Below are 21,004 nucleotides of genomic sequence, written 5' to 3'. Positions count from 1 at the left end.
CATATGGTAAGATGTTTAGCCCTTGTACAAGAATTAATCTCACGTGGTGTTGAATGCCATCTCCTGACAGAGCAAACATCCTTGGATTTGTTTCCTGATTTAGGGCGTCATTTCTCCAAAGTTGGGTTTCCTCATATTCGCGATCATTTGGATCATAAATATGATTTACTTATTTTGGATCACCCAGAGATTGACTTGGATTTTGAAGCCGGTTTACGCGAGGTTGCTGAAAAAATAATGGCCTTTTCCGATAATCCTGAAGAAGAAATTAAGGCTGATTATTTACTAGATTCCAACTTTGGACGTAGCCAATCAGACTATCAAGGATTGGTGAATGAAGATTGTATGATGTTTTTAGGAAGTGATTTTGTGCCGATGCGCAAAGAACTACTTGAGAAACCTGCATCGATAAAAGACAGAATATTGATTTCTGTTGGCTTTACTGATTCTGCGAATATGGTTCTTCGTTATATGAATTCCTTAAATGATGTTGGAAATGAGATTCCTGTAGATGTGGTGATTGGTTATGCACCCGCGGTTGTTGAGGAATTAGAAGCTATTCAGGTAAAGTTATGCTTTCCTTTAGAAATATTCATCCAACCTGATAATATGGGGGAAATTTATCTACGTAGTAAATTTGTCTTAGGTGGTGGTGGCAGTAGCGTTTGGGAGCGGGCTGCATTAAGAATCCCTTCCATTACAGTTGAGATTGCTGATAATCAAAAACATCTGCTAGAAAAAATGAATGAAATTGGGGCATTGATGCATTTGGGCGAAGCCTCTAAATTGCGTGACGAAGAATTATACAAAGCTATCAAATTTGCGCTGAGCAATGAAGAGAAACTTTTGGATATGGCAGAAGTGGCTCATAAATATTGTGATGGTAAAGGTGCCGTACGGATCGTAGATAGGTTGATGAGATGTTAAAGGAAATTGTTGTGAGTAGAAAAATCTATCCGGTTATTCTTTCTGGAGGCGCAGGCAGCCGTCTATGGCCAACATCCAGACGCATGCGCCCCAAGCAATTCCTACCTCTATATTCAGATCAACCTATGTTGATTGATACAGCGGAGCGTGTGTTAGGCAAAGAATTTGCCAAGCCAACGGTGGTTTGTAGTGAAGATCATCGTTTCTTGGTTGCGCAGTCCTTACAAGACGCCAAGCTGGATCACCGCACGATATTATTAGAGCCTACAGGTCGAGATACCTCAGCGGCAATAACTGTTGCAGCTTTAAATATCCATCAGGAAGATCCTGATGCTATTATAATTGTGCTACCTTCTGATCATATTATTGAAGACCAAAATGCTTTTTCACGGGCTATAGAAAAGGCTGCGAAAGTTGCAGGTGAGGGGTATATCACAACATTTGGGATTGTCGCCACTGGCCCGGAAACAGCTTTTGGGTATATTAGATCTGGTGATAAGACGGATGCAGGTAACGGATTTATAGTTGAGGAATTTGTTGAAAAACCAAATTTAGAGACCGCGCAAGCCTATATAGATAGTGGCGAATATTTTTGGAATTCCGGCATGTTTATGTTTACGGCTGAAACCTTCTTGCTTGAAATGGTTGAATGCGCAGAAGATATTTTATTACCTTCAAAAATTGCCGTCGCGGGATTAAAGAAAGATCTTGATTTTCAGCGTTTCAGTAAGCGAGATTTTGAGAATATACCTAAACACCCTATTGATAAGGCTTTAATGGAAAAAACATCAAAGGCCGCAATTGTGCCTCTTGATGCGGGGTGGAGTGATATTGGAAGCTGGACTGGATTGTGGGAAGCATCTGCTAAAGACAAAAATGGAAATGTGCTTAAAGGTGGAGTTATTCTGGAAGGCGTAAAAAATTCTGTCATACATACGACCGAAGAGAGTATTACGGCTGTAATGGGACTGGAAGACGTCATCGTCGTGAATGATTCCGATGCGTTACTTGTTGTTCATAAAGACTACGCGCAAAATGTCAAGGATTTGGTATCAACCTTACAACGCAAAGGCCATCATGCAGCTGACTTGCACGCGACAGTCTATCGGCCTTGGGGGACATATCGTAAGATTGGGGATGGCCCAAATTTCCTTGTGAAGATTATTACTGTTTATGCTGGCGCAAGCTTATCGTTGCAATATCACAATCGCCGGGCAGAGCATTGGGTTGTCGTTAAAGGTGTTGCTACCGTGACACGAGGGGATGACGTTTTTGAGTTGAATGAGAATGAATCCACCTTTATTGCCATTGGTCAACAACATCGCCTTGAAAATAAAACCGATGAAGATTTAGCAATTATCGAAGTACAAACAGGCGACTATCTGGAAGAAGATGATATTATCCGTTTAGATGATGTCTATGGACGTGAAGAGAATTAAAGAAAAGGAGTTTGGATGATTTCTATTTTTATTAAATTATTTGGCGGAACTTCCGAGGAACATTTAGTAGCCTATGTGGAAATTCAGAGGAAGTTTTAAACCAAGTAAAATGGCTAATGCGCAAGCCATATCCGAATAGCCTGAAAAGTCAAAATATATCTGTAAAGGAAATGCAATCGCAGCGGCCCAAGCATCTAAAAATGCAAGCGGTGCACCACTGGAAACGGAAGCATAAACACGATCCACACTTTTTCCTAGCTGATCCGCAATTGCGACTTTCTTAAACAATCCTATGGTAAAAAGTGCTATAAATACGTATGCGACATTCCAGTTAACCTGATGCTTCTCAAGGTTTTTATATTGTGGCGCCATATCTAAGTAATTTACAATAGGTCCCGCTACAAGTTGTGGGAAAAAAGAAACATACAGCAAGTAATACTTAATATTTATTTCTTTAATTTTCCCCCAGTAGCAATCAATTTGGTAAGAGATTTGTTGAAAAGTATAGAATGAAATGCCAAGTGGTAAGATAATTTCAGTTGCTGTATTAAAATCCCTTGAAATAGTAAGAGGATTTATATCTAGAAGCGTATATTTAAAATAAATCAATACACCAAGGTTGAGAGTCAAAGAAGCTAGTAAAACAAGAAGTTTACGCCTTTTTGTAACCTCGCGACCAATACTAATCGAGGAAAGAACAAAATTCATCGCGATAGACACGACTAAGAGCAGCAAGTTCTCAAGGCTAGAGAAACTATAAAAAGCAAAAGAAGCTAAAATTAAAAACAGAATATAGTTAATAGAAAGCCTATTATTGCGATTGTTTAGAAGTAATAATAGTAAACAAATTGGCAAGAACAGAAACAAAAAAAGGAATGGAAGAAAAACTCATTTTATCACTGCGCTCTCAGATCATTTAATTGTTTCTAACTATTCCCTAACAAGAGAAAATTCAAGTTATTGTTATGTGCTGCTCCCAATCTAAATTTTCAAACGTAGCCAAACTGATTGAACTTTTGAGAATACTGGGTATTCAGTCATCTTCATTTTTTGTGCCTGCTGATAATATACGCTTATTGAGTGCTAAGTTATACTCTGAACGATGCATACATTCATTCTCATTCTACCTAAGAATGTTGGTAATTTGGATCCGGTTTCTTTATCTAAAGTCTTCTCTTGCTTGGCGACAAGAAAATTCTATTCGTAAATACCTTTAATTTCAGCGAGCACTAAAGATACTAGGGTAGAGAGGTTAAATTTTTAAAAGTTGCTTGTTGGTATTGAGCTGGGTACAACATTTGGAAAGATGACGCTTTCTAGAGTGGCATTTGGAAATCAATTATTTGAGGCGCAGATATGTCCTTTTTCAAAAAATTATTTAGTTCATCTCCAAAAGAACCTGAAGCAGCCAAACGGGAAGATCCTGTTGAGTATGAAGGTGTTTCGATTGTCGCGGCCCCTATTCCCGCAGAAGGTAAGCAATGGCGTCTGGCGGGGTTTATAGTGAAGTATACGCCGGAGGGCGATCTCGAGCGAGAGTTTATCCGCGCGGATGTATTTTATTCCCGTGAAGAGGCTGCTGAGTTTGCGATCAGTAAAGGTAAGCAGGTTGTAGATCAGCAAGGTGATCGTATTTTCGCTGATGGAGCACCAACGGGCCGTTGTTAAGCTACGAAAATTCTGCAGCTAAAAACTTCTCTAGTATGGGCGTATAAGACAAAAGTTCCTCCTGAATAGAAGGCAGTGTTTCCATGTGCCTTTTATGCGTAGATATGTTTTCGCCAAATTTTAGGTCTAAGTCGATATATTGGGCGAGTTTTTCAACCCATAAAAAAGTGATCGCATAGCCACAATTGGCGAAACATAAATTGCTGTAACCGAGAGGGAGATAATCCTGAAGCATTTGATCCAGTTGGTTAAGTCGTTTATTGAGTTGCATATCAATCGCCTTAATTTGGTTCGTGACTAATTCTGCTCCTTCAAAGATACGGAAAAGCTTTCTAACAATTGGTTCTAACCGTGTATCATGAAAACGCGAAAGCTCCCTGACTTTTGCGCGTATTTTGATTTTCTTTGGTAAGGCGCAAGGTATAGGAAAGTTTTCTTCCAGATATTCGGCGATTGCTTCGCTATCTGCTAATTTTAAGTCACCATCTATTGAGGCTGGTAAGTTGCCAGATGGGATATGGATTTTATATTCTTCTGATCCATAGCCACCGGGCGGCTGGACTTCTGCCCATTTAAGACCCTTGTAACGCAATAAAATGCGCGTCTTGGCACAATATAGACTTTCTGGAATTGTATGAAGAATCAGCATATCAGAGCTTATCTGGAAAGAAGAAACCGTGCCAGATATATTCCAACAGGGCTTTATAACTTAGTTTTGATACTCTTCGCACCAAGCTTGAAGCATTAGAATATCCCATAGATAATATTGCCAGTTTCTCTCGCCTGATAAGTGTTCTTGCCATTTCTGCCAGATTGGATCTGGGGTCAAAATTCCATGTTTTTTGATCATTGCTGGGTTTAACAAATCTTCAGCCCATTCCTTAAGTGGCCCCCGTAGCCAACTATCAATTGGAACGCCAAACCCCATTTTGGGACGATCGATAATTTCTTGGGGCACATGTCGATACAGCACTTGGCGGAGTGGCCATTTTCCAACCCCATTTTTAATCAGGCGGTTGGTAGGCAATGTCCAGGCGAACTCCGCCACGCGATGATCCAGAATTGGTACACGCGCTTCAAGTGACACAGCCATGCTCGCTCGGTCTACTTTTGTTAAAATGTCATCAGGTAGATAGGTACAAATATCTAGATAGCGCATGCGTTCAACAAAATCCGGTGCGAGTTCCTTCACCTTCTCATCCCAGATGATACCCTTGGGTTCTGTACTGCCGGGGATAATCTCTTCTGGGTTCATCCAGTGACTGATCAGGCGGCGATAGAAGCCATCCTCATCTTCGCACAATACCGTTGCCAGCTTATGCATTTTATCTCCGGCCTGCGGTGGGCGCTTGGATTTTGGAACAAGGTTGAATACGCCATCCCAAAAACCTGGAGAGAAACTTTTGATCAAACCAGAGGCTCCTCTTCGAGCAAACATTGGAAGACGGCTAATCGTGCCGCCGATCTTCAGGGATTGGAAATATCGATTGTAACCTGCGAATAGCTCATCACCTCCATCGCCGCTGAGAGCTACAGTCACATGTTCTTTGGTCATAGCTGATACAAGATAGGTGGGGATTTGTGATGAATCTGCAAAAGGTTCATCATACATATGGGCTAGTTTTGGGATTACGTCGCGGGCTTCTTCAGGGGAAACATAAAGTTCTGTATGTTCAGTTCCCAGATGTTTGGCAACCACAGCGGCATGTTTTGCTTCGTTATAGCCTTCCTCATTGAAGCCGATAGAGAAAGTTTTGATTGGCCTGTCTGATTGTTTTTGCATGAGGGCAACAACGGTTGATGAATCAATACCACCGGATAAGAACGCCCCTAAAGGCACATCTGCAACCATTCGGCGCTTAACTGCGTCAGACAGCAATTCTTCCAGTTGGTTAACCAAGTCTTCATCGCTTCCTTGATAAGGAGTCGCATGACCGTTGCGAATCACATTCTCCAAAGACCAATAAGGATAGAGTTTTGGAGAGTTTTTTAAGGCGCCATCAATCTCAAGAATATGGCCCGGTTGCAATTTGTGGATCGAGTCAAAAACTGTATAAGGACCAGGCACATAATTGTGACGCAGGAAGGCTGCAAGAGCATCGCGATTTTTTTCACCATGCCATTTTGGATGGGCGTAAATGGCCTTCATCTCTGATGCAAAATACAGACGTCCATCCTGCAAGCCCCAATAGAGAGGTTTGATACCCAATCGGTCGCGCACGATTGATAGTGTTTTTGCTTTCCGATCCCAAATCACAATGGTGAACATGCCGATCAGCTTTTCGATCGTAGCACGGAAACCCCAAGTTGCGACTCCTTCTAGAATAACTTCTGAGTCAGAATGGCCCTGATATTGTTTGGGCTCTTTTGCATCCAGCTCTTGTCGTAAGTCTTCGGCGTTATAAACCTCGCCGTTATAGACCATCATATAGCGCCCGCAATGTGATTCCATTGGCTGATTACCGGCATGGGAAAGATCAATGATGGACAGTCGACGATGGGCAAAAGCTATGCCATGTTCCGCATCTGCCCAAGCTTGTGCCGCATCCGGTCCGCGATAGGAAATAGCCTCTCCCATCTTAAGCGCGATTTTTTCGAGCTCCTGAACTCTGTGACCAGATCGTGTATCTATAAAACCCGTAATACCGCACATGTTATTTGCCACTTTTCTTGTTGATGAGTTTATTCATATGAGTGAGCCACTGATTTGCAACTTTTTCAACGCTGAGATGTGTTACGGCCTTTGCGGCACGCTCTTTGAAATCAAGTCGAAGCTGCTCATTGGTCATAAGCTTATCGAGTTGTTTTGCCAAGTCTTGGAGATCGCCATTTTTTGCAAGAAGGCCGAATTTATTTTTTCCTAGAAGTTCATCTGCGGCTGTGGGGCCGTCCGTTGAAACAACTGCACACCCTGCTGCCAATGCTTCAATTATTGCATTGGGAAAGCCTTCATATCGCGCAGAATGCACATATATGTCGCTTTGCCACAGAACGGCGGGCACATCATTTGTGATACCACATAGTTTAATATTGGAGGTCAAATTAAATGTTTGAATTTGTCTCTCCAGACGTTCTTTCTCGCTACCTTGACCGTAGATTTCAAGATGCCAATCTGGATGGGTAGAGGAAAGCTGTGCGAAAACTTCAATAAGTGAGTCGAGACCTTTTTGAGGATTCAGTCGACCAACAGTCACGATTTTTTTGCAATTTATCTCATTTTGAACATGGTTCACTGGTTTTTTGAAGGGGGCTAAATCAATCGGGTTTGGCAAGATTTCCGCATCAATTCGAAGATTGTTTTTGCACCATGTTTTAATCGAGCCCGATTGAACGGCGAGCATATCCGCAAAACCGTAGGTTTTTTGTCGCAAGAAGTTATCTATGCTGCGAAGACGGTGATAGGCGGGGTGAATACGCTCAGATATTAGTTTCGGCCAAGGAAGGCCGATTGTTGATAGCATATGTTGGATATTCACTTCTGTCATAAATGATAGCGAAATATCTGGATTATAGGCACGAAGTTGTGCGCGTATTTTTATCAGACGTTTGACGTTCAAAAGAATGAAATCTAACTTACTTTTACTTTCTTTTAGCAGATCGAGTTGGACAAGTTTGACGTTTGTGGAAATATCGTAAGCGTGAGGTGTCCCAGGGCTTTCAAAGGTGAAAATTGTCACATCATGCCCAAGTTTTACCCACTGATTACATAACGTCACAGCAACTTTTTCAGCGCCTCCCGGGCTTAAAGTAGATATAAGAAATGCAATTTTCATGGGAGTACTATCTTTTGCCTGAAAGGATTTTTGCAACACCGATCAAAAAAGCTGCCGGATATCTTAGAAGCAATATCATGAGCAACTTTAACCAATGCCTTTCAATGGGAGGAACAAGACCAAGAAGTATTGATCTAAATACCAACTGACGGGTTACTATCTTGCGGCCTGAGCTTGGGATCTCTTTCAAAATTTCATGGAGTTTATGCAATACTTCAAGCATGAATTTTGGACGGATCATACCCGCATCAATCATAGATTGACGATCGTTCATGAAGTAGGCGTTGAATTTTTTAAAGAAAGTTTCATCCCATTTGTCAGTTTGATCAAAGCGCTCTAGGTAGCGTTTTTGTACGCGTAGGCTATTGGTGATCTGGATGTCCCGTTTTGCATGGGAAATAGAGGAAGGGTGATAGCGTTGCTTGATCAATGGTTCTTTGATATTCGCGGTTTTCCCATGGGACATTATCTCTACCCACAATACCCAGTCCTGAGTTGTCTTGAAACTTTCATCATAATCTATGTTGAAAGTATCCAGTACGGATTTCCGAAGCATGGTGCTGGGATGAATGAAAGGATTCTGGATTATCGAAATTGCACTGAGTTCGGCAGATGTCTCAGGCAAGGATGTGACGAATTTCAGCTTTTCTTCAGCATCAACAATTATGGCATTGCTGCCGCAAAAAGCGATATCGGGATTTGATTGCATAAAGTCATATTGTTTTTGCAAACGATTAGGCAGAGAAATGTCATCTGCATCAAAGCGCGCGATATAGGGAGATTTAATTTCTCGAAGACCAACATTCAGACTTTTCGTCAGTCCTAGATTGGTTTCATTTTTAATAATATGTATGCGAGGTTCTTTTGAAGCATAACTTGAAAGAATTTCTTTTGTTTGATCCGTTGACGCATCGTCGACAATTACGAATGTCCAGTCCGTAAAGGTCTGATTTAAGATGCTCTCAATGGCTGTTTTAAGAAAATCAGCACCATTATAGATAGCCATAAGAACAGAGATTTGCGCTGGAGCTCTTGCCATTCTAAAGCAGTCCTGCATATAGATTGTTTTCTTGTTGGGAGACTGATTGAACCGAAAAATTGCTTAGTGACCATTCTCGTGCATTTGCGCCAAGTATCATCCGTTCGCCTATAGACATCTTCGTTAATTTAACGAGAGTCTCCCGAATGGCCTCGACATTTGTTTCAAACAATATACCTGTTTGACCATCAACGACTTGTTCTTTGATTCCAGGACTGTTGGCCGCTACGATCGGCATTCCAAATGCCATGGTCTCAATTAAAGATTTTGGATGACCTTCATAATGTGACGGCAGAATAAAAAAATCGTTCTCTGCGAGAATATCTTTTAAAGCTTCCTGGGTTTGTCGGCCAATAAAGGTGCAGTTTGTATTTAGTTTCTTCGCTTTTTGTCTAAGGTCTGCTTCAAGCTCACCCTCGCCAATGAGGGTAAGTTTTACATCTAGGCCACTGGAAGCCTCAATCAAAGCTTCGAGATTCTTTTGCTCAGAAAAACGACCATAGAAAGCAAGCTTCAGCATTGTGTCTTCGGTTTCTGGACAATGATAAGCAGGGGACCAAGTTCTCTCGACAACATAGTTGGGTACTACGTGGACAAGTTCTTTGTCAAGCATATGTCTTTCAATGGCACGCAATGCTAGAGCTTTGGTGGTAAAGGTAATCAGGTCAGCTTTGGCATAGCTTTTGGCTTCATAGTTTTTGGCATCGCGGGCTTTTGCACTTTGTGTCCCATGTTCTTCAACCCGATGTTCATAATGACCATAACCTTGGCGGGTGACCAATGGTTTGCTGTAGATATTGCTACAACGACGGGCTATATGAGCCCCGGCTAATTGGTTCGTCTTTAAAATATCTGATTTATTGAAAACGTGTCGATGTAGAATAGGGATGAGTAGCGTATAGATCCTGGGATGCAAATTGTGTTTGTTGCAATGAAGCGTAAAGAAATCATAGTTTGCCGCGATTTCAATGTCACGCGCATCTCCATAGGATATGATGTGAACTTCATTCCCTAGTTTGGAATGTTCGCGATAAAGCGCTAACTCACGATCAAGAATACCGTCTTTCTTCCAGGTTTGAAGGGAACTGCCAAATGTCAGAAATAGAGTGAGGATCATGAGTGCTCTTCACGCCATTCCCGATAAACGTCATCGATGATTTTTCGATATTTTGGTGCGACCTGTGAGATTTTGTATGGATTGTTGGGAATATTTTTGACGATGTCCAAATAATTCCGCTGAATAGTTTCAATGCAGCTAAAGATATCATTGCCGAAAACTGTTCCGTAAGGTCCCGCAGTTTCTGGACTTGCACCAGAATTATGAAAAATTATAGGAAGCCCGCAGTTTATTCCTTCAAGAATTGTATTGGAACAGGTTTCCTCGCGCCCTAAAAATAGCAATGCGTGGTGAGATCTATATAGATTTGCGAGTTTTTTATGGTTTTGAGGGGGATAAGTTTTGATATTTTTAAACTCAAGCCCTTCTGGGCGTCGGCCCGCAAAAGTGAATTTGACATCTTCTCGACCAGCCAGTTGCTTATCTATTTCCTCATAATAGTGAAAACCTTTGTTCTTGTCGTTAGACCAAGAAACTATGAGAATTTTGAATGGTTCTTTTCCATCCCAAAATCGACGAGGTTCTTCTTTTAAGCCAAACAAAGATCTGTTGTTTAAATTGAATTTTTTTTCATCAACACCATTATGGATGATGGAGTGTGGGCCTTCAAAACCTTCTCTGGTAAAGAAATCATAGCTGTACTGACTTTGAAAAACTGAATGCCGAATATATGGAGAAAATTCGATCTGTCGTCTATCTCCTTCAACAACACCGTTATGTACAGCACGAATTTCTTCCGAGCCACTGACTATAAATCCAACCTTCCGATGAATTATGGGAATATTTCTGCTGTGCAGCGTTTTTACTGTGTTTATGTCGATCAAGGTGAGCGCATTGATCAATGCGATATCAATTTTATTGTCTAATGTCGTGACAATTGTGTGACCGTTGTTTTTGAGGTCTTTGCACAAGGCGCCCATAAAGCTGTTTTCTCCACCCCAGGGGCCACTTACAGCTTTTCTATTAATGAATATGTTCACTTGTTTTTCCAAGTTGGTTAAGTTTTTATGATTCTACGGAGGGGTTCTTTAGGTGCAGCAATAACCCAGAATTCACCCCAGTGTATTTCTAGTTTAAGAATCTCGAGATTTGCTGCTTCTAGTTCATCTCTGAGTTTAGCCTCTGTGTGTTCTGTTTCATGTGTTATGTCTAAACGCCATTCTACACCAAGCTCTTTTTTAAGCGGGACACGCCAATCACGCTCGAAATTTGGGACACGGATCAAGAAACGTTCGGGAGCATACTTATTTTGTATTGATGTTAAGAATGCATGACGATCTGCGATATGTTCAAAAACATTGGAAAGAACGATTGTTTTGAATTGCCTTCCCAAATCGATTTTCGTCGCATCTCCAAGGACATATTTTAAGTTTGGTCTAACTTCCAAGCGCCTTGTTGCTTCAATACGCTCTTCTAAGATATCAATACCTACTACATTTTGATCAGATTTAGAGGCGATTGCATGTGCTAGTTCTCCCCGGCCACACCCGATATCGAGATAAGGTCCGCCAATATCTTTCGCAAGATCAGAAAAATGATCGACATATCCGGTTAAGCGATGCTTAACATGAACTCCATCGTCATATGTAACCGCGTACTTTCCGGTTTGAGTATAGAGATAGTTGTCTAGGAACATGAGGGCAGTTAATGCTTCTTCAGGTTTTAGACACGCCAGTTTTACTCCTAATGAACGGTGCCATAGCGCCAAGAAGTATCTCAGTGGAATTAGTTTGAGGCTTATTCCTAAAATGATATCAATAACTTTAGTCATTATGAATTTGTGCTTTCAGAGTTTACTTTGAGCATTGGATTGTATGTCCTCGCAGCGGAGATAAGAGGTGGAGGTGTATGCCCTATCGTATGTGCCCATCTATAGGGGCTTGATTAAAGTTATTGGAAGGCGCCATCCCAGTTCTTCTCGCCAACCCAAAATATCTGCGATCAAAGCGATGGACCAAGTGAAGAGCTTTGTCCCATGCATGTCACCTATATTTGGGAGACCTTTAGATACTTTCATACCATAATAGTTCCTCTGGGTACCGTCTAAACTATAACATAGTCCGCCATCAGGTTGAATATGCTGCTTGATTACCGGCAATGCTTCAAAGGCAATTTTTTTAATCTCTTCGCGGCGATAATCGGTATGTTTAGAGGCGATTTGCAGAACAAACATAAGGTCAACGTGATTGCACGCGCCAGCTTCAATCGCTGCATCAAGTGAGTAGTCTAACATTGTTTCAAGACCGGGGGGACAGGTATCCAGAAAATCGTAGCCAGAATAAACTTTCATAGCAGCATTGATCTTATGGTTTTCGGCGGGATTACCTGTGAACCAGGATCCGATCTCGGGGCGGAAAAATCGCTCAAGTTCTTCGAGTACAACAGGGAGTAACTCTGTCTGGGCCTGGGGTTGCCCGAAAACTTCAGCATTTGTCATCAGGAAGACAATGAGATGAGAGACATGGCTTCCACTATGCCACGGGTTAGTATCCCATGGTAATCCACGAATAAATTCACGAATTTGATCTTTGGTTTCAAACATAAAATCTAAGGGGATATCAGGAGCTGCTGTCTCCCCTTTTAATGCAACGATTGCCTGACGTGTTTCTGCGCGACGAATATTGAAATCTTTTTCCTTACGAGGAGGAAGAAAACGCCAGTTGTCAGGCCCTTTTTTAAGTTGAACTGGATCAAGAAAATATCCGCGTTCTGGTCCTTCAGTTTCTTGAAAACTTTTTATGCGATCAACCATATCTTGGCGTAAATTAGCTTCATCCAAGGTAAAGAAATCTAACATTTGAGCAAGTTTAAAGCCTAGTGCAGTCCAGCCAAGCCCAGCGTTGTGATCTGGCTTTAAGAGGTCTCCTTTTGCACAAAGCCTAATCCATGAAGGATGGCCTTCAGTTTGGATGGTATTAAACCAATTCCAGGTTCTAATGCGATGTTCGGTGACCCAATCAGGGATATCATATTGCGTATTAGACATGTTCACGTTAACTCAGATTTAGACGTTTCAAAATGCGAGAGAAAATTGAGGGAGAGGGCGGAGGTTTATATAATGCTAGATCATCTTCTGCACTGGATTGTCCTTTGATGGAAACGATATCTTTTTTATCAATTTTGAGATTAGCAAGAAAATCGTCTAAGGCCTCGCTTTGCATTTGATCGACTGTTTCATTGAGTCGATGTCCCAACGTATTCCTTAACTCGGGTGAAAGAATCAGTTTTTCTAAACTATCGTACCAGCTATATGTTGAACCTGCTAGAAAACTGTTTTTGCCATCTTCGACCATTTGACAAGCGGATGGCGTAAAGTCAGTAACTACGGGGATACCGTATTTCCCAAAAACAGCAATTCGTCCTGGGTTCGTGCTTGCCTTATATCGGGATAAGAAGTCAAAGGGTTCATAGTTTACGTTCAAGCCAGGGACTTCAGAGAATGTAAGTGTTTTTTGATAATTATTTATCGGAAGTAAATTTGGCACGATTCCGATATCAATCTGCGGAAAATGCTTGCTATAGGCATCAGGTGACCATTGAATATGTTCAATTTCAATTTTGCTATTGTCTGGGATACCTTTGACTACTTGGCCTAGTTTCTCAATGTTATAGATCAGTTGCAATCTAAAATCGTGCTTATCCGCCAATGCTTCCAATGCAGAAGAAACGTGATGACCCATTGCTTCAAGATGAACTTTATTGCCATGGTAGCCGATAATGATTTGATTTGAATTTTTGTGTTGCTTCAACTGCGATGGCATTATCGGGAACATCGGATATACGAGTATATTCCTGTTTAACCTTAAAAACGCATCTCTTTGTTCAATCGAACTAACTAAGAGTAAGTCAGCTTCACGGGCAGTATCAATATAACCTTGGGAGGACTGCTTAGGGTCACAAATGACAACTTTGATGTTGGGGTTTTGCTGTCGTGCCTTCAGAGTGTCAGGTTCAATACCCATAAAAATAGCAACGTCTCGTCCGTGATAGTTTTCCCAATCATTTAAGATCACGTCGAAACCTTGGTTCTTGAGATTATGGGCGAGATCATAGATGCAAACTTGGCTACCCATATTGTCAACATGTGTGTTGAGGATAAACTTCAATGTTTTTGGTCCATTGGAAAAGTGATAAGATTGAGTTGCTCTGGATCGTGGTGAACTAAGAGCCATAACTTCGACCTTCAAGTCGAATTAGGTGCCGAATACCTCGCAATTTATAAACATGTCCTAGGATTGATGGAGAACCAATGTCATAGTTTAGTTCTTGGGCAGTTGAAGCGAGTTCGGCAATGATGTAATTTTTGATTCTTGGGAGGATGTGGTTCTCTCTTTTTTCTTTGCTTCGATCTTCAATAGAACCTGTTTTCTTGCTATTATCTTTATTTTTGAAGCTGGAATTGTCGAAATCTTTGTAATCTTTGAAAGAAATCATATTCTCAACTTCAATGGGTAATCCCATGAAATGACATAACTGCTCAGCTGCTTTTGCTGGGTCGCGAACAAGATCTTCAAATTTTATAATCCTAAACTGATTAGGGAACTCCTGTTCAAGAGCGAGAGCTTTGATTACAGACTTTTTCCATGTTTGAGTCCAGCTTACCGGATCATGAGAGCGTTTTATTCCCATATAAAATGCGTTAGAAGCATAAGTATTTAAGGGATTTCGAATGAGGTATACAAATCGAAGATTACTTCCGAACCATCCATGATATGTGTAAAAGTAGTCCTCGTTATACGTAGTTTTTTCAGCATAGTATGGCTTGTTAAGCTTAGCAGCATAGGCTTCTAAAACTGCTCGGTATAAACCTTCTTCTGATTTCGCATAAGTATTTATGAGTTCGTCTACTTTGACAGGATCAATCGCAAGAAGTTTGATTTTTTCCTTCTCTAGAACTACTTTAATTACTTTATCATTAACGTCGGTAAGTCCCAATTGTTTCATAGTGTTGCGAATATGATAGTGAAGCTTGGGCTCAAGAAATGGAATAGCGACTTGAGAGTGAGAGCCTACCATTGCTCGCAATAGGCTGGTGCCACTTCGATTCGGACCACCAACAATTAGCTTACATTTGTTTGGAATTGACATGAGGTATTTCCAACGTAACCATTATTCTACCAACTGCTCCAACCGCCATCTACGGCTAATACTTGACCAGTTATATATTTCGACATGTTTGACGCCAAGAAAAGAATAGGACCAGACATATCTTCTTCTGTTCCCATCCGTTGCATCGGAGTCAATTTTTCATACTTATTCTTGAAGCTTTCAGGTTGACCGCGTTCTATGCCACCAAGAGCGACCGCGTTCACACGAATTTCGGGGGCGAGAGATGTAGAAAGCCATCTGGTTAACTGTATTAGACCGCCTTTGCTAGCCGCATACGCAGCAGGGTTACCCATAGAAGTGCCCTCATAAAGGCTGTTGTTTGGGCCCAATATGCCGTAAATAGAGGAGACATTTACTATGCTGGCGTCTTCCGTTCTTTTTAAGAGTGGATATGCTGCTTGGCATAAGGCAAATGTCGACGTTAAGTTTACTTCAAGCGCTTGTCTCCATGTGGAAACTGATTGTTCTTCAAATGGAACTACCCATCCTGACAAATTTGATGACCCAACAAAAGCAGCATTATTTATAAGTATATCAAGACTTCCTGTAAGTTCATTTCCCCGTGCTAATGCCTCAGAAAAGCTTACTTCGTCTGATAAATCTATCGATTCGCTTAATACTTTGATAGCGAATTGATCGGCAAGTTCCTTTGCAAAGTCACTGACTTCTGCGATGTCCCAAAGAATAAGGTGGGCACCGCCTTTGGCCAGATCGTAACATAGCTGGCGACCAAGATGGCCTCCTGCTCCAGTGACTAAAGCTGTTTTGTTTTCGAAATTCATTTTTGCTCAAATCCGACTATCAAAGTTACTTAGTATTTCAAGCCCCGCTTGGGCACTTTTCTCAGGATGGAATTGCAAACCAAAAATGTTTTCTTTCTGAACACCGCAAGTTATGTCTGCGCCCTCATAGTTACAGCGAGCAATCACATGGTTGGAGTGTTCAGGGATCACCATGTATGAATGTACAAAATATGCTGCGGGTATATGTGAAAAATTGTGAAAGAGAGGGCATTCCTCATCTAGGAAGAGTTCTGACCAACCTATGTGGGGAATTTTACGCGCTGAACCGTCATCCTGCTGGTCAGGAATCTTGTCTATGTATCCTGATATGAGGCCGAGACCATCGCATCGTCCCTGTTCGAGCCCATAATCGAATAGCAATTGCATACCGACACAGATGCCAAGTAAGGCTTTGCCTGAATTAGCGTGTTCAATAATCGCTTCGTTTAGGCCTGCTGCCTCTAAAGTATTCGCGCAATGCATGAAAGCACCAACACCTGGTAGAATCAACTTATCCGATAGTTTTACTTCTTCAGGTGTTTTTACCATTGTCCAGCTAGCACCAACCGCATCCAGTGCACGTTGGACACTTAGCAAATTCCCGATCCCATAATCTAGAATAGATATAGTTTTTGCATTTAATGTCATTTGCCAAGAACTTTCCGAGTTTGAATGCCTTCAGAAATCAGATAAGGATGAATTTCAGAAAGTTTAGCTCGTTTGAAATGTAGTAAATCAGCGACAGCGACAGCATCAGCAGAGGCATTGATGAAGGCTTCCTTGATATGTTTTATTTTGCCCACTCCACCACTTGCTATCACAGGAATATTAACCATTTTTGCTACGGCATCAATGAGCTCAATATCCATTCCTCTGCGCGTGCCTTCTTGATCAATAGAAGTTAAGAGTATTTCTCCAGCACCAAGTTCACATGCTGTCTGGGCCCATTCCAGAACATCAATTCCAGTCTTTTCACGTCCGCCGTCGACATATACTTCCCAGGTTTTATCATTCTTTTTCTTGGCATCTATTTGGATTACCGTACATTGGTTTCCAAAGGCCCGACTTACTTCTGATATAATAGATTCATTCTGGACTGCAGCGGTATTGATGGCGACTTTGTCCGCACCGGACTTCAATAAAAGCTCGACGTCTTTTACGCTGCGAATACCTCCGCCCACAGTCAGAGGAATGAAAATGTTCTTTGTCGTATGATGGACGACTTCTGTTAGATTGTTTCTACCATATAAACTGGCAACTGCATCAATATAAAGAAGTTCGTCAGCGCCCTCTTCGTAGTATTGAAGCGCATATTCGTTAGGGTCACCTACGACGCGTACGCCTTCTAGGTGCACACCTTTAATGAGATTGGGACCTTTTATATCTAGTCGAGCTATTACCCTTGGGCGTGACATGTTCTACCTATTCAAAAACTGTTTTTCTTAACTTCCAATCGTTGTTTTCGTGTTTCCAGATATGTGGAGAGCGAAAACGATCGGTCATATTTTCAAAATACTCTTTATCCATAATGGGTTGTTCAAATAAATTCGATGCAACAGGAAACTCTTCTTCTGGTAAACTGAGATACTCAAGAATTTCATCGAAGAAACGATCTGGGAACTCTCCATCGTAGCGGCGAACAAGGGCAATAGCCTCTTCACGTGTAATATCGCCAGACCTTACTTCTTGTGCTGCATCGTAAGTCGCGCGACCAATACCAAATTTTATGAATGTTGTATAGTAATGGAAATCGTCGATTTTGTCGTCGATACTACTATATTTACTATAGGTTCCAGCCGTACGCTCTGGTGATGCTTCAAAACCTGCATTCTCTACAGAGTAATAATAGCATTCTTGTGGGTGCCATTTTAAATAGTAGCCTAAGTAATGCACCTCTGTATTACTTTTCAATAATTTTTCGGAAGATGGAGGCATATATGGCTTAAGGTCATTCTTTGATAATCCATATTTCTCTGTGAGTTCAGAACATTTAACGCCGGCGATCATTAAATCGTCTAGATCCTCGTCATAGGTAAAGTATTTAAGTTCTTTTGTTGGGTGTTCTTTCTCAATCAAATTCCCATAATCAGACGGGTTCTCACCATAAAATACCAGTTCTATACCATGCAAAAGGGCCATTTTTGGAGGAAGATACATCTGACCCATCATGAAAGGCTGAAACGGGTGGAAAAGATTTTCCATCGCCAAGCGCGTTAACAATCGCTCTACTTTTTTGTTTGGCGTGAATAGGTAATTGTCAAAACCGGCTGCAAGCCAAGAATCAAAGTTCTTTCTTCCCCAATCCGTATATAGGTGCGGCGCAAAAGTAACTGTTAGAGGGTTCATGCCATACTTGTATTTCAGAATATGAGAGGCATAAATTGAGTCTTTTCCACCAGATCCCGGAACGATGCAGTCATACTCACCGTTAGATTTCCTATATTTATCGCATAAAGCAACAAGTGCCTCCTCCCGGGCCGCCCAGTCCACTTCTTGCTTCATCTTTATGTTTTTGCAAGCATCACATTCATTGTCGCTATCAAAAGCGACAACATTCTTTTTTGTTTTGGAAGAATGCTTGTACTCTTGGGCCGAATTTGGCTTTTGATTACTATAAACGCAACTGGAGCAGAATACTACGTCTTGCGGCAAGCCATATTTGGCTTCTAATTCATTGCTTTGCGGCGAAAACAGGTCTTTATTTGAAGAAATGGGCTTAGGATATAGCATGGCGTTCTTTAATACCTAAATCGTGATAGTTGAGTTCGTTTTTTCTGCCGTAGAGCCTGCGATGATAGTGCGGATCGACAGCTCAACATCTTGCGTCGGGATAGGCTGAATCTGGTGATTGATCATGTTTGAGAAATCAGTCAGCAAAGCCTTGAATGCAGAAAAGTTATCTTGAAGTCTAATTGTCATACTCTTGTTGCTACCAAATACCGAGACGTGGAAATTTGGCGTCACTCCAGTTCCTTGACAATGAATTGAAACGACGCTTCGATCTGACATTTCTAGCGAAAATGCGGCGTGATTGCTAGCTAGTTTTTGGATCGTGCGTGGACGAGCTTCTGAGAAGGAAAAAAAAGCATCAAGCATGTGAATGCCATATTTTTCCCAATCCAGTGGTGCGACCAGATGGATTGAATGTATGTCACCAAAATCTGAGAAACCTTTTCGCATTGGTTCCAGTTCAATGGCGTATCTGTATCCTGCACATGTCATAAGCTGAGAAGAATCAACAAAAGGCAGAAAATAATCGAGCTCAGAAAGAGTTAACGTTAGTGGTTTGTCAATAAATACAAATTTGCCAGCCTCAAGGAAAGGTCGTGCTATCTCTAGATGGCTTTGCGCATCGTCTCTGGCAATGATAACACCATCAACTTCTGAGATCATATCAGTTGTTTTTTTGACGGTTTTTTTGACATGACACGCTTTAGCTAACTTATTAGCCATATTTGTATCCGGCATCCAAACATGACTGATGTTCATATTTGGAATGCCGAACTCCGAAGGTTTTCTAAGTTGCAGATATCCAAGTATTCCAGGCCATTCCAATTCTAAAAATGCATCCGAGTCATATCCATTTATAATTGCAGAGAAGCTATATGGATGGCCATTACCGACGCTATATCCAATAATGCCAATGTTTTTTACCATGCAGCCCAGCCACCATCTATACAAATATTCTGACCAGTCATATAAGAACCTGCTTCCGTGCATAGGAGGGCTGCTGCACCTTTAAGTTCTTCCGGCTTACCTATCCGGTTTAGCGGGTTTTTAGCAGATAGACGTTCAATAAATTCCGGGTTTTCCAATTGCGTAGATTCAAAAGGGAACGGACCAGGGCTGATGCAATTTGCTCTAATTTTATCAGGTGACAAGAAACTGGCTAGATATCGTGTTAATTGCAGCACTCCTGCTTTTGCAGCTCCATAACTCGGTGGATTTGAGAATTTTTTATTGTCATACAATCGATAATCTGGCGCAATATGGCCATACATGGAAGCAATTGTTAAAATATTGCCTTGTCGCTTTTTTAAAAGAGGGACGGCTGCTTTGATAGATCTGAATACACCATTGAGGCAAATTTCAATATCATTATCCCAATCCTCATCAGATATTGATTCAAAAGTGTTTTTTCTTCCTGACCAGCCACTATTAACAAGAATGTCAAGACTGCCATCAGTAACTTCACCGACCTGCGTCATAAGATTTAAAATGGAAACTTTATCTGAGATATCAACCTTATAACAATGAACTTCACAGTTTGGATGCTTATTGCGCAACGTTGCCGCAAAATCACGGCATTTTTCAACATCTCTACTTGCGATGAAAACGCGAGCGCCGAGTTCTGCGAAAGCATAAGAGATTTCGCCTCCCAAAAGGCCTGCACCACCGATGACAAGTGCATCTTTACCTTCTAGTGAAAATAGGTTGTTGAGACTAGGAGAGTTTTCAGGAGTTGAGTAAGGCATTGGCAACAATGAAATCCTTTTTGGTATCTATGTCTATGACTGAATGGTTGTCTATAATTTCTGCACCGAGCTTACCAAATAGTATGTTGGGTGCGTTTTCAGGCAATTTGTCGGGGCGAAAGCAATAAACTGCTCCATTTAATTGATATGCTGGTGATAATAGCTGGCGTGGTTTCCAAGGTATAGCTCCTTTTATAAACGGTTCTGGTATACCACTATCACTTACGCGCCAAGCGCGTTCAGGGTTCAAATCAGCCGTGTGGAATGTGGCAATAGAATCCAGATTTTCGTTAACTAGGCGATTTATGCATTTTTGGATCATTTCTTTAGTTCTAAAAGGGCAAGTGGCTTCTAGTAGAACAATAATTTCCGCATCAGGATTCTGTTTTTTGTAACGTGACCAAAATTCTCTAATTACATCGATCACTAGAGATCTGTCACCAGCAAGCTCTTCAGGACGCCAATCAACTTTTGCTCCATATTTTATTGCACAATCTGCAATTAACTTGTTCTCAGTAGACACAATTATTTCTTTGATTTCTGGTATTTCTAAAGCGGATTGAATTGGCCAAGCGATTAAGGGTTTTCCGCCCAACTCGACCAGATTTTTGTATTTGATCGATTTGCTACCACCTCTCGCAGGTGTTAAAGCAACCACTTTATCTTTCATTATAC

The 21,004-nt window shown here is 41.3% G+C and carries 21 protein-coding genes; 3 read left to right on the top strand and 18 right to left on the bottom strand.

Features of this window, described 5'->3' with window-relative positions; all coding sequences use genetic code 11:
• Together E1160_RS16610 and E1160_RS16605 are read left to right on the top strand one after the other, a co-directional pair.
• A partial coding sequence (locus tag E1160_RS16610; protein WP_218048974.1) for a PseG/SpsG family protein occupies positions 1–927 on the top strand: 927 nt, incomplete at its 5' end.
• 11 nt (positions 928–938) lie between these two features.
• Positions 939–2,366 carry a mannose-1-phosphate guanylyltransferase/mannose-6-phosphate isomerase gene (locus E1160_RS16605; RefSeq protein WP_218048973.1) on the top strand — a complete coding sequence of 476 codons (1,428 nt, stop codon included), beginning with the start codon at positions 939–941 and terminating at the stop codon, positions 2,364–2,366.
• 63 nt (positions 2,367–2,429) lie between these two features.
• Here E1160_RS16605 and E1160_RS16600 read toward each other — a convergent pair whose 3' ends face one another.
• Positions 2,430–3,221: an MBOAT family O-acyltransferase gene (locus E1160_RS16600; RefSeq protein WP_328597169.1), complete on the bottom strand. Its 792-nt coding sequence runs from the start codon at positions 3,219–3,221 to the stop codon at positions 2,430–2,432.
• A 501-nt stretch (positions 3,222–3,722) separates the two neighbouring features.
• Between E1160_RS16600 and E1160_RS16595 the strand changes: the two genes are divergently transcribed.
• Positions 3,723–4,034: an HlyU family transcriptional regulator gene (locus E1160_RS16595; RefSeq protein WP_155157260.1), complete on the top strand. Its 312-nt coding sequence runs from the start codon at positions 3,723–3,725 to the stop codon at positions 4,032–4,034.
• Position 4,035: 1 nt separating this feature from the next.
• Here E1160_RS16595 and E1160_RS16590 read toward each other — a convergent pair whose 3' ends face one another.
• The 17 genes from E1160_RS16590 to E1160_RS16510 form a co-directional block, all read right to left on the bottom strand.
• A complete protein-coding gene (locus E1160_RS16590) occupies positions 4,036–4,683 on the bottom strand; it encodes a glutathione S-transferase family protein (RefSeq protein ID WP_155157258.1) in 648 nt (215 codons plus the stop codon).
• Positions 4,684–4,743: 60 nt separating this feature from the next.
• Complete coding sequence (gene asnB, locus E1160_RS16585) at positions 4,744–6,687, bottom strand: asparagine synthase (glutamine-hydrolyzing) (RefSeq protein WP_155157256.1); 1,944 nt, start codon at positions 6,685–6,687, stop codon at positions 4,744–4,746.
• A 1-nt stretch (position 6,688) separates the two neighbouring features.
• The gene (locus E1160_RS16580; protein ID WP_155157254.1) at positions 6,689–7,807 is read right to left on the bottom strand and encodes a glycosyltransferase family 4 protein; all 1,119 of its coding nucleotides are present in this window, start codon (positions 7,805–7,807) and stop codon (positions 6,689–6,691) included.
• A 7-nt stretch (positions 7,808–7,814) separates the two neighbouring features.
• Positions 7,815–8,846 carry a glycosyltransferase gene (locus E1160_RS16575; RefSeq protein WP_218048972.1) on the bottom strand — a complete coding sequence of 344 codons (1,032 nt, stop codon included), beginning with the start codon at positions 8,844–8,846 and terminating at the stop codon, positions 7,815–7,817.
• Between the two features lies 1 nt (position 8,847).
• Positions 8,848–9,963, bottom strand: coding sequence for a glycosyltransferase family 4 protein (locus tag E1160_RS16570; protein WP_155157250.1), 1,116 nt, complete (start codon positions 9,961–9,963; stop codon positions 8,848–8,850).
• Positions 9,960–10,943 (bottom strand): glycosyltransferase, encoded by a 984-nt coding sequence (locus tag E1160_RS16565; protein WP_155157248.1) that lies wholly within the window; start codon positions 10,941–10,943, stop codon positions 9,960–9,962. The genes E1160_RS16570 and E1160_RS16565 overlap by 4 nt, the downstream gene beginning before the upstream one ends.
• Before the next feature lie 17 nt (positions 10,944–10,960).
• Positions 10,961–11,734 (bottom strand): class I SAM-dependent methyltransferase, encoded by a 774-nt coding sequence (locus tag E1160_RS16560; RefSeq protein ID WP_155157246.1) that lies wholly within the window; start codon positions 11,732–11,734, stop codon positions 10,961–10,963.
• A gap of 99 nt (positions 11,735–11,833) precedes the next feature.
• Complete coding sequence (locus E1160_RS16555) at positions 11,834–12,949, bottom strand: hypothetical protein (RefSeq protein WP_155157244.1); 1,116 nt, start codon at positions 12,947–12,949, stop codon at positions 11,834–11,836.
• A gap of 7 nt (positions 12,950–12,956) precedes the next feature.
• Entirely contained in the window at positions 12,957–14,135 is a 1,179-nt protein-coding gene (locus E1160_RS16550; protein ID WP_155157242.1) for a glycosyltransferase, read from the bottom strand.
• Positions 14,125–15,051, bottom strand: a complete 927-nt coding sequence (locus E1160_RS16545) for a sulfotransferase (protein ID WP_155157240.1) — start codon at positions 15,049–15,051, stop codon at positions 14,125–14,127. The genes E1160_RS16550 and E1160_RS16545 overlap by 11 nt, the downstream gene beginning before the upstream one ends.
• 26 nt (positions 15,052–15,077) lie before the next feature.
• The gene (locus tag E1160_RS16540; protein ID WP_155157238.1) at positions 15,078–15,854 is read right to left on the bottom strand and encodes an SDR family oxidoreductase; all 777 of its coding nucleotides are present in this window, start codon (positions 15,852–15,854) and stop codon (positions 15,078–15,080) included.
• A gap of 6 nt (positions 15,855–15,860) precedes the next feature.
• The gene (gene hisH, locus E1160_RS16535; protein ID WP_155157236.1) at positions 15,861–16,502 is read right to left on the bottom strand and encodes an imidazole glycerol phosphate synthase subunit HisH; all 642 of its coding nucleotides are present in this window, start codon (positions 16,500–16,502) and stop codon (positions 15,861–15,863) included.
• On the bottom strand, positions 16,499–17,269 hold the full coding sequence (gene hisF, locus E1160_RS16530; protein WP_155157234.1) for an imidazole glycerol phosphate synthase subunit HisF: 771 nt from the start codon (positions 17,267–17,269) through the stop codon (positions 16,499–16,501). The genes hisH and hisF overlap by 4 nt, the downstream gene beginning before the upstream one ends.
• A gap of 7 nt (positions 17,270–17,276) precedes the next feature.
• Positions 17,277–18,584 carry an N-acetyl sugar amidotransferase gene (locus E1160_RS16525; RefSeq protein WP_155157232.1) on the bottom strand — a complete coding sequence of 436 codons (1,308 nt, stop codon included), beginning with the start codon at positions 18,582–18,584 and terminating at the stop codon, positions 17,277–17,279.
• 15 nt (positions 18,585–18,599) lie between these two features.
• Complete coding sequence (locus E1160_RS16520) at positions 18,600–19,511, bottom strand: Gfo/Idh/MocA family oxidoreductase (RefSeq protein WP_218048971.1); 912 nt, start codon at positions 19,509–19,511, stop codon at positions 18,600–18,602.
• Positions 19,505–20,329: an SDR family NAD(P)-dependent oxidoreductase gene (locus tag E1160_RS16515; protein ID WP_155157228.1), complete on the bottom strand. Its 825-nt coding sequence runs from the start codon at positions 20,327–20,329 to the stop codon at positions 19,505–19,507. Before E1160_RS16515 ends, E1160_RS16520 begins: the two co-directional genes overlap by 7 nt.
• The coding region (locus E1160_RS16510; RefSeq protein ID WP_218048970.1) for an acylneuraminate cytidylyltransferase family protein at positions 20,310–21,004 on the bottom strand (695 nt) is incomplete at its 5' end. The genes E1160_RS16515 and E1160_RS16510, both read right to left, overlap by 20 nt.

The organism is Curvivirga aplysinae (genome assembly GCF_009711445.1).
Classification (GTDB): domain Bacteria; phylum Pseudomonadota; class Alphaproteobacteria; order UBA8366; family Aestuariispiraceae; genus Curvivirga; species Curvivirga aplysinae.
The sequence above is the reverse complement of the archived record's forward strand: the minus strand, read 5'-3'. Positions and strand labels throughout refer to the sequence as shown.

What these genes read in the sequence shown, in the direction of transcription:
- E1160_RS16595 (WP_155157260.1), top strand. Translation starts at nt 3,723, where the DNA reads ATGTCCTTTTTCAAAAAATTATTTAGTTCATCTCCAAAAGAACCTGAA.
- E1160_RS16590 (WP_155157258.1), bottom strand. Translation starts at nt 4,683, where the DNA reads ATGCTGATTCTTCATACAATTCCAGAAAGTCTATATTGTGCCAAGACG.
- asnB (WP_155157256.1), bottom strand. Translation starts at nt 6,687, where the DNA reads ATGTGCGGTATTACGGGTTTTATAGATACACGATCTGGTCACAGAGTT.
- E1160_RS16580 (WP_155157254.1), bottom strand. Translation starts at nt 7,807, where the DNA reads ATGAAAATTGCATTTCTTATATCTACTTTAAGCCCGGGAGGCGCTGAA.
- E1160_RS16575 (WP_218048972.1), bottom strand. Translation starts at nt 8,846, where the DNA reads ATGGCAAGAGCTCCAGCGCAAATCTCTGTTCTTATGGCTATCTATAAT.
- E1160_RS16570 (WP_155157250.1), bottom strand. Translation starts at nt 9,963, where the DNA reads ATGATCCTCACTCTATTTCTGACATTTGGCAGTTCCCTTCAAACCTGG.
- E1160_RS16560 (WP_155157246.1), bottom strand. Translation starts at nt 11,734, where the DNA reads ATGACTAAAGTTATTGATATCATTTTAGGAATAAGCCTCAAACTAATT.
- E1160_RS16555 (WP_155157244.1), bottom strand. Translation starts at nt 12,949, where the DNA reads ATGTCTAATACGCAATATGATATCCCTGATTGGGTCACCGAACATCGC.
- E1160_RS16550 (WP_155157242.1), bottom strand. Translation starts at nt 14,135, where the DNA reads ATGGCTCTTAGTTCACCACGATCCAGAGCAACTCAATCTTATCACTTT.
- E1160_RS16545 (WP_155157240.1), bottom strand. Translation starts at nt 15,051, where the DNA reads ATGTCAATTCCAAACAAATGTAAGCTAATTGTTGGTGGTCCGAATCGA.
- E1160_RS16540 (WP_155157238.1), bottom strand. Translation starts at nt 15,854, where the DNA reads ATGAATTTCGAAAACAAAACAGCTTTAGTCACTGGAGCAGGAGGCCAT.
- hisH (WP_155157236.1), bottom strand. Translation starts at nt 16,502, where the DNA reads ATGACATTAAATGCAAAAACTATATCTATTCTAGATTATGGGATCGGG.
- hisF (WP_155157234.1), bottom strand. Translation starts at nt 17,269, where the DNA reads ATGTCACGCCCAAGGGTAATAGCTCGACTAGATATAAAAGGTCCCAAT.
- E1160_RS16525 (WP_155157232.1), bottom strand. Translation starts at nt 18,584, where the DNA reads ATGCTATATCCTAAGCCCATTTCTTCAAATAAAGACCTGTTTTCGCCG.
- E1160_RS16520 (WP_218048971.1), bottom strand. Translation starts at nt 19,511, where the DNA reads ATGGTAAAAAACATTGGCATTATTGGATATAGCGTCGGTAATGGCCAT.
- E1160_RS16515 (WP_155157228.1), bottom strand. Translation starts at nt 20,329, where the DNA reads ATGCCTTACTCAACTCCTGAAAACTCTCCTAGTCTCAACAACCTATTT.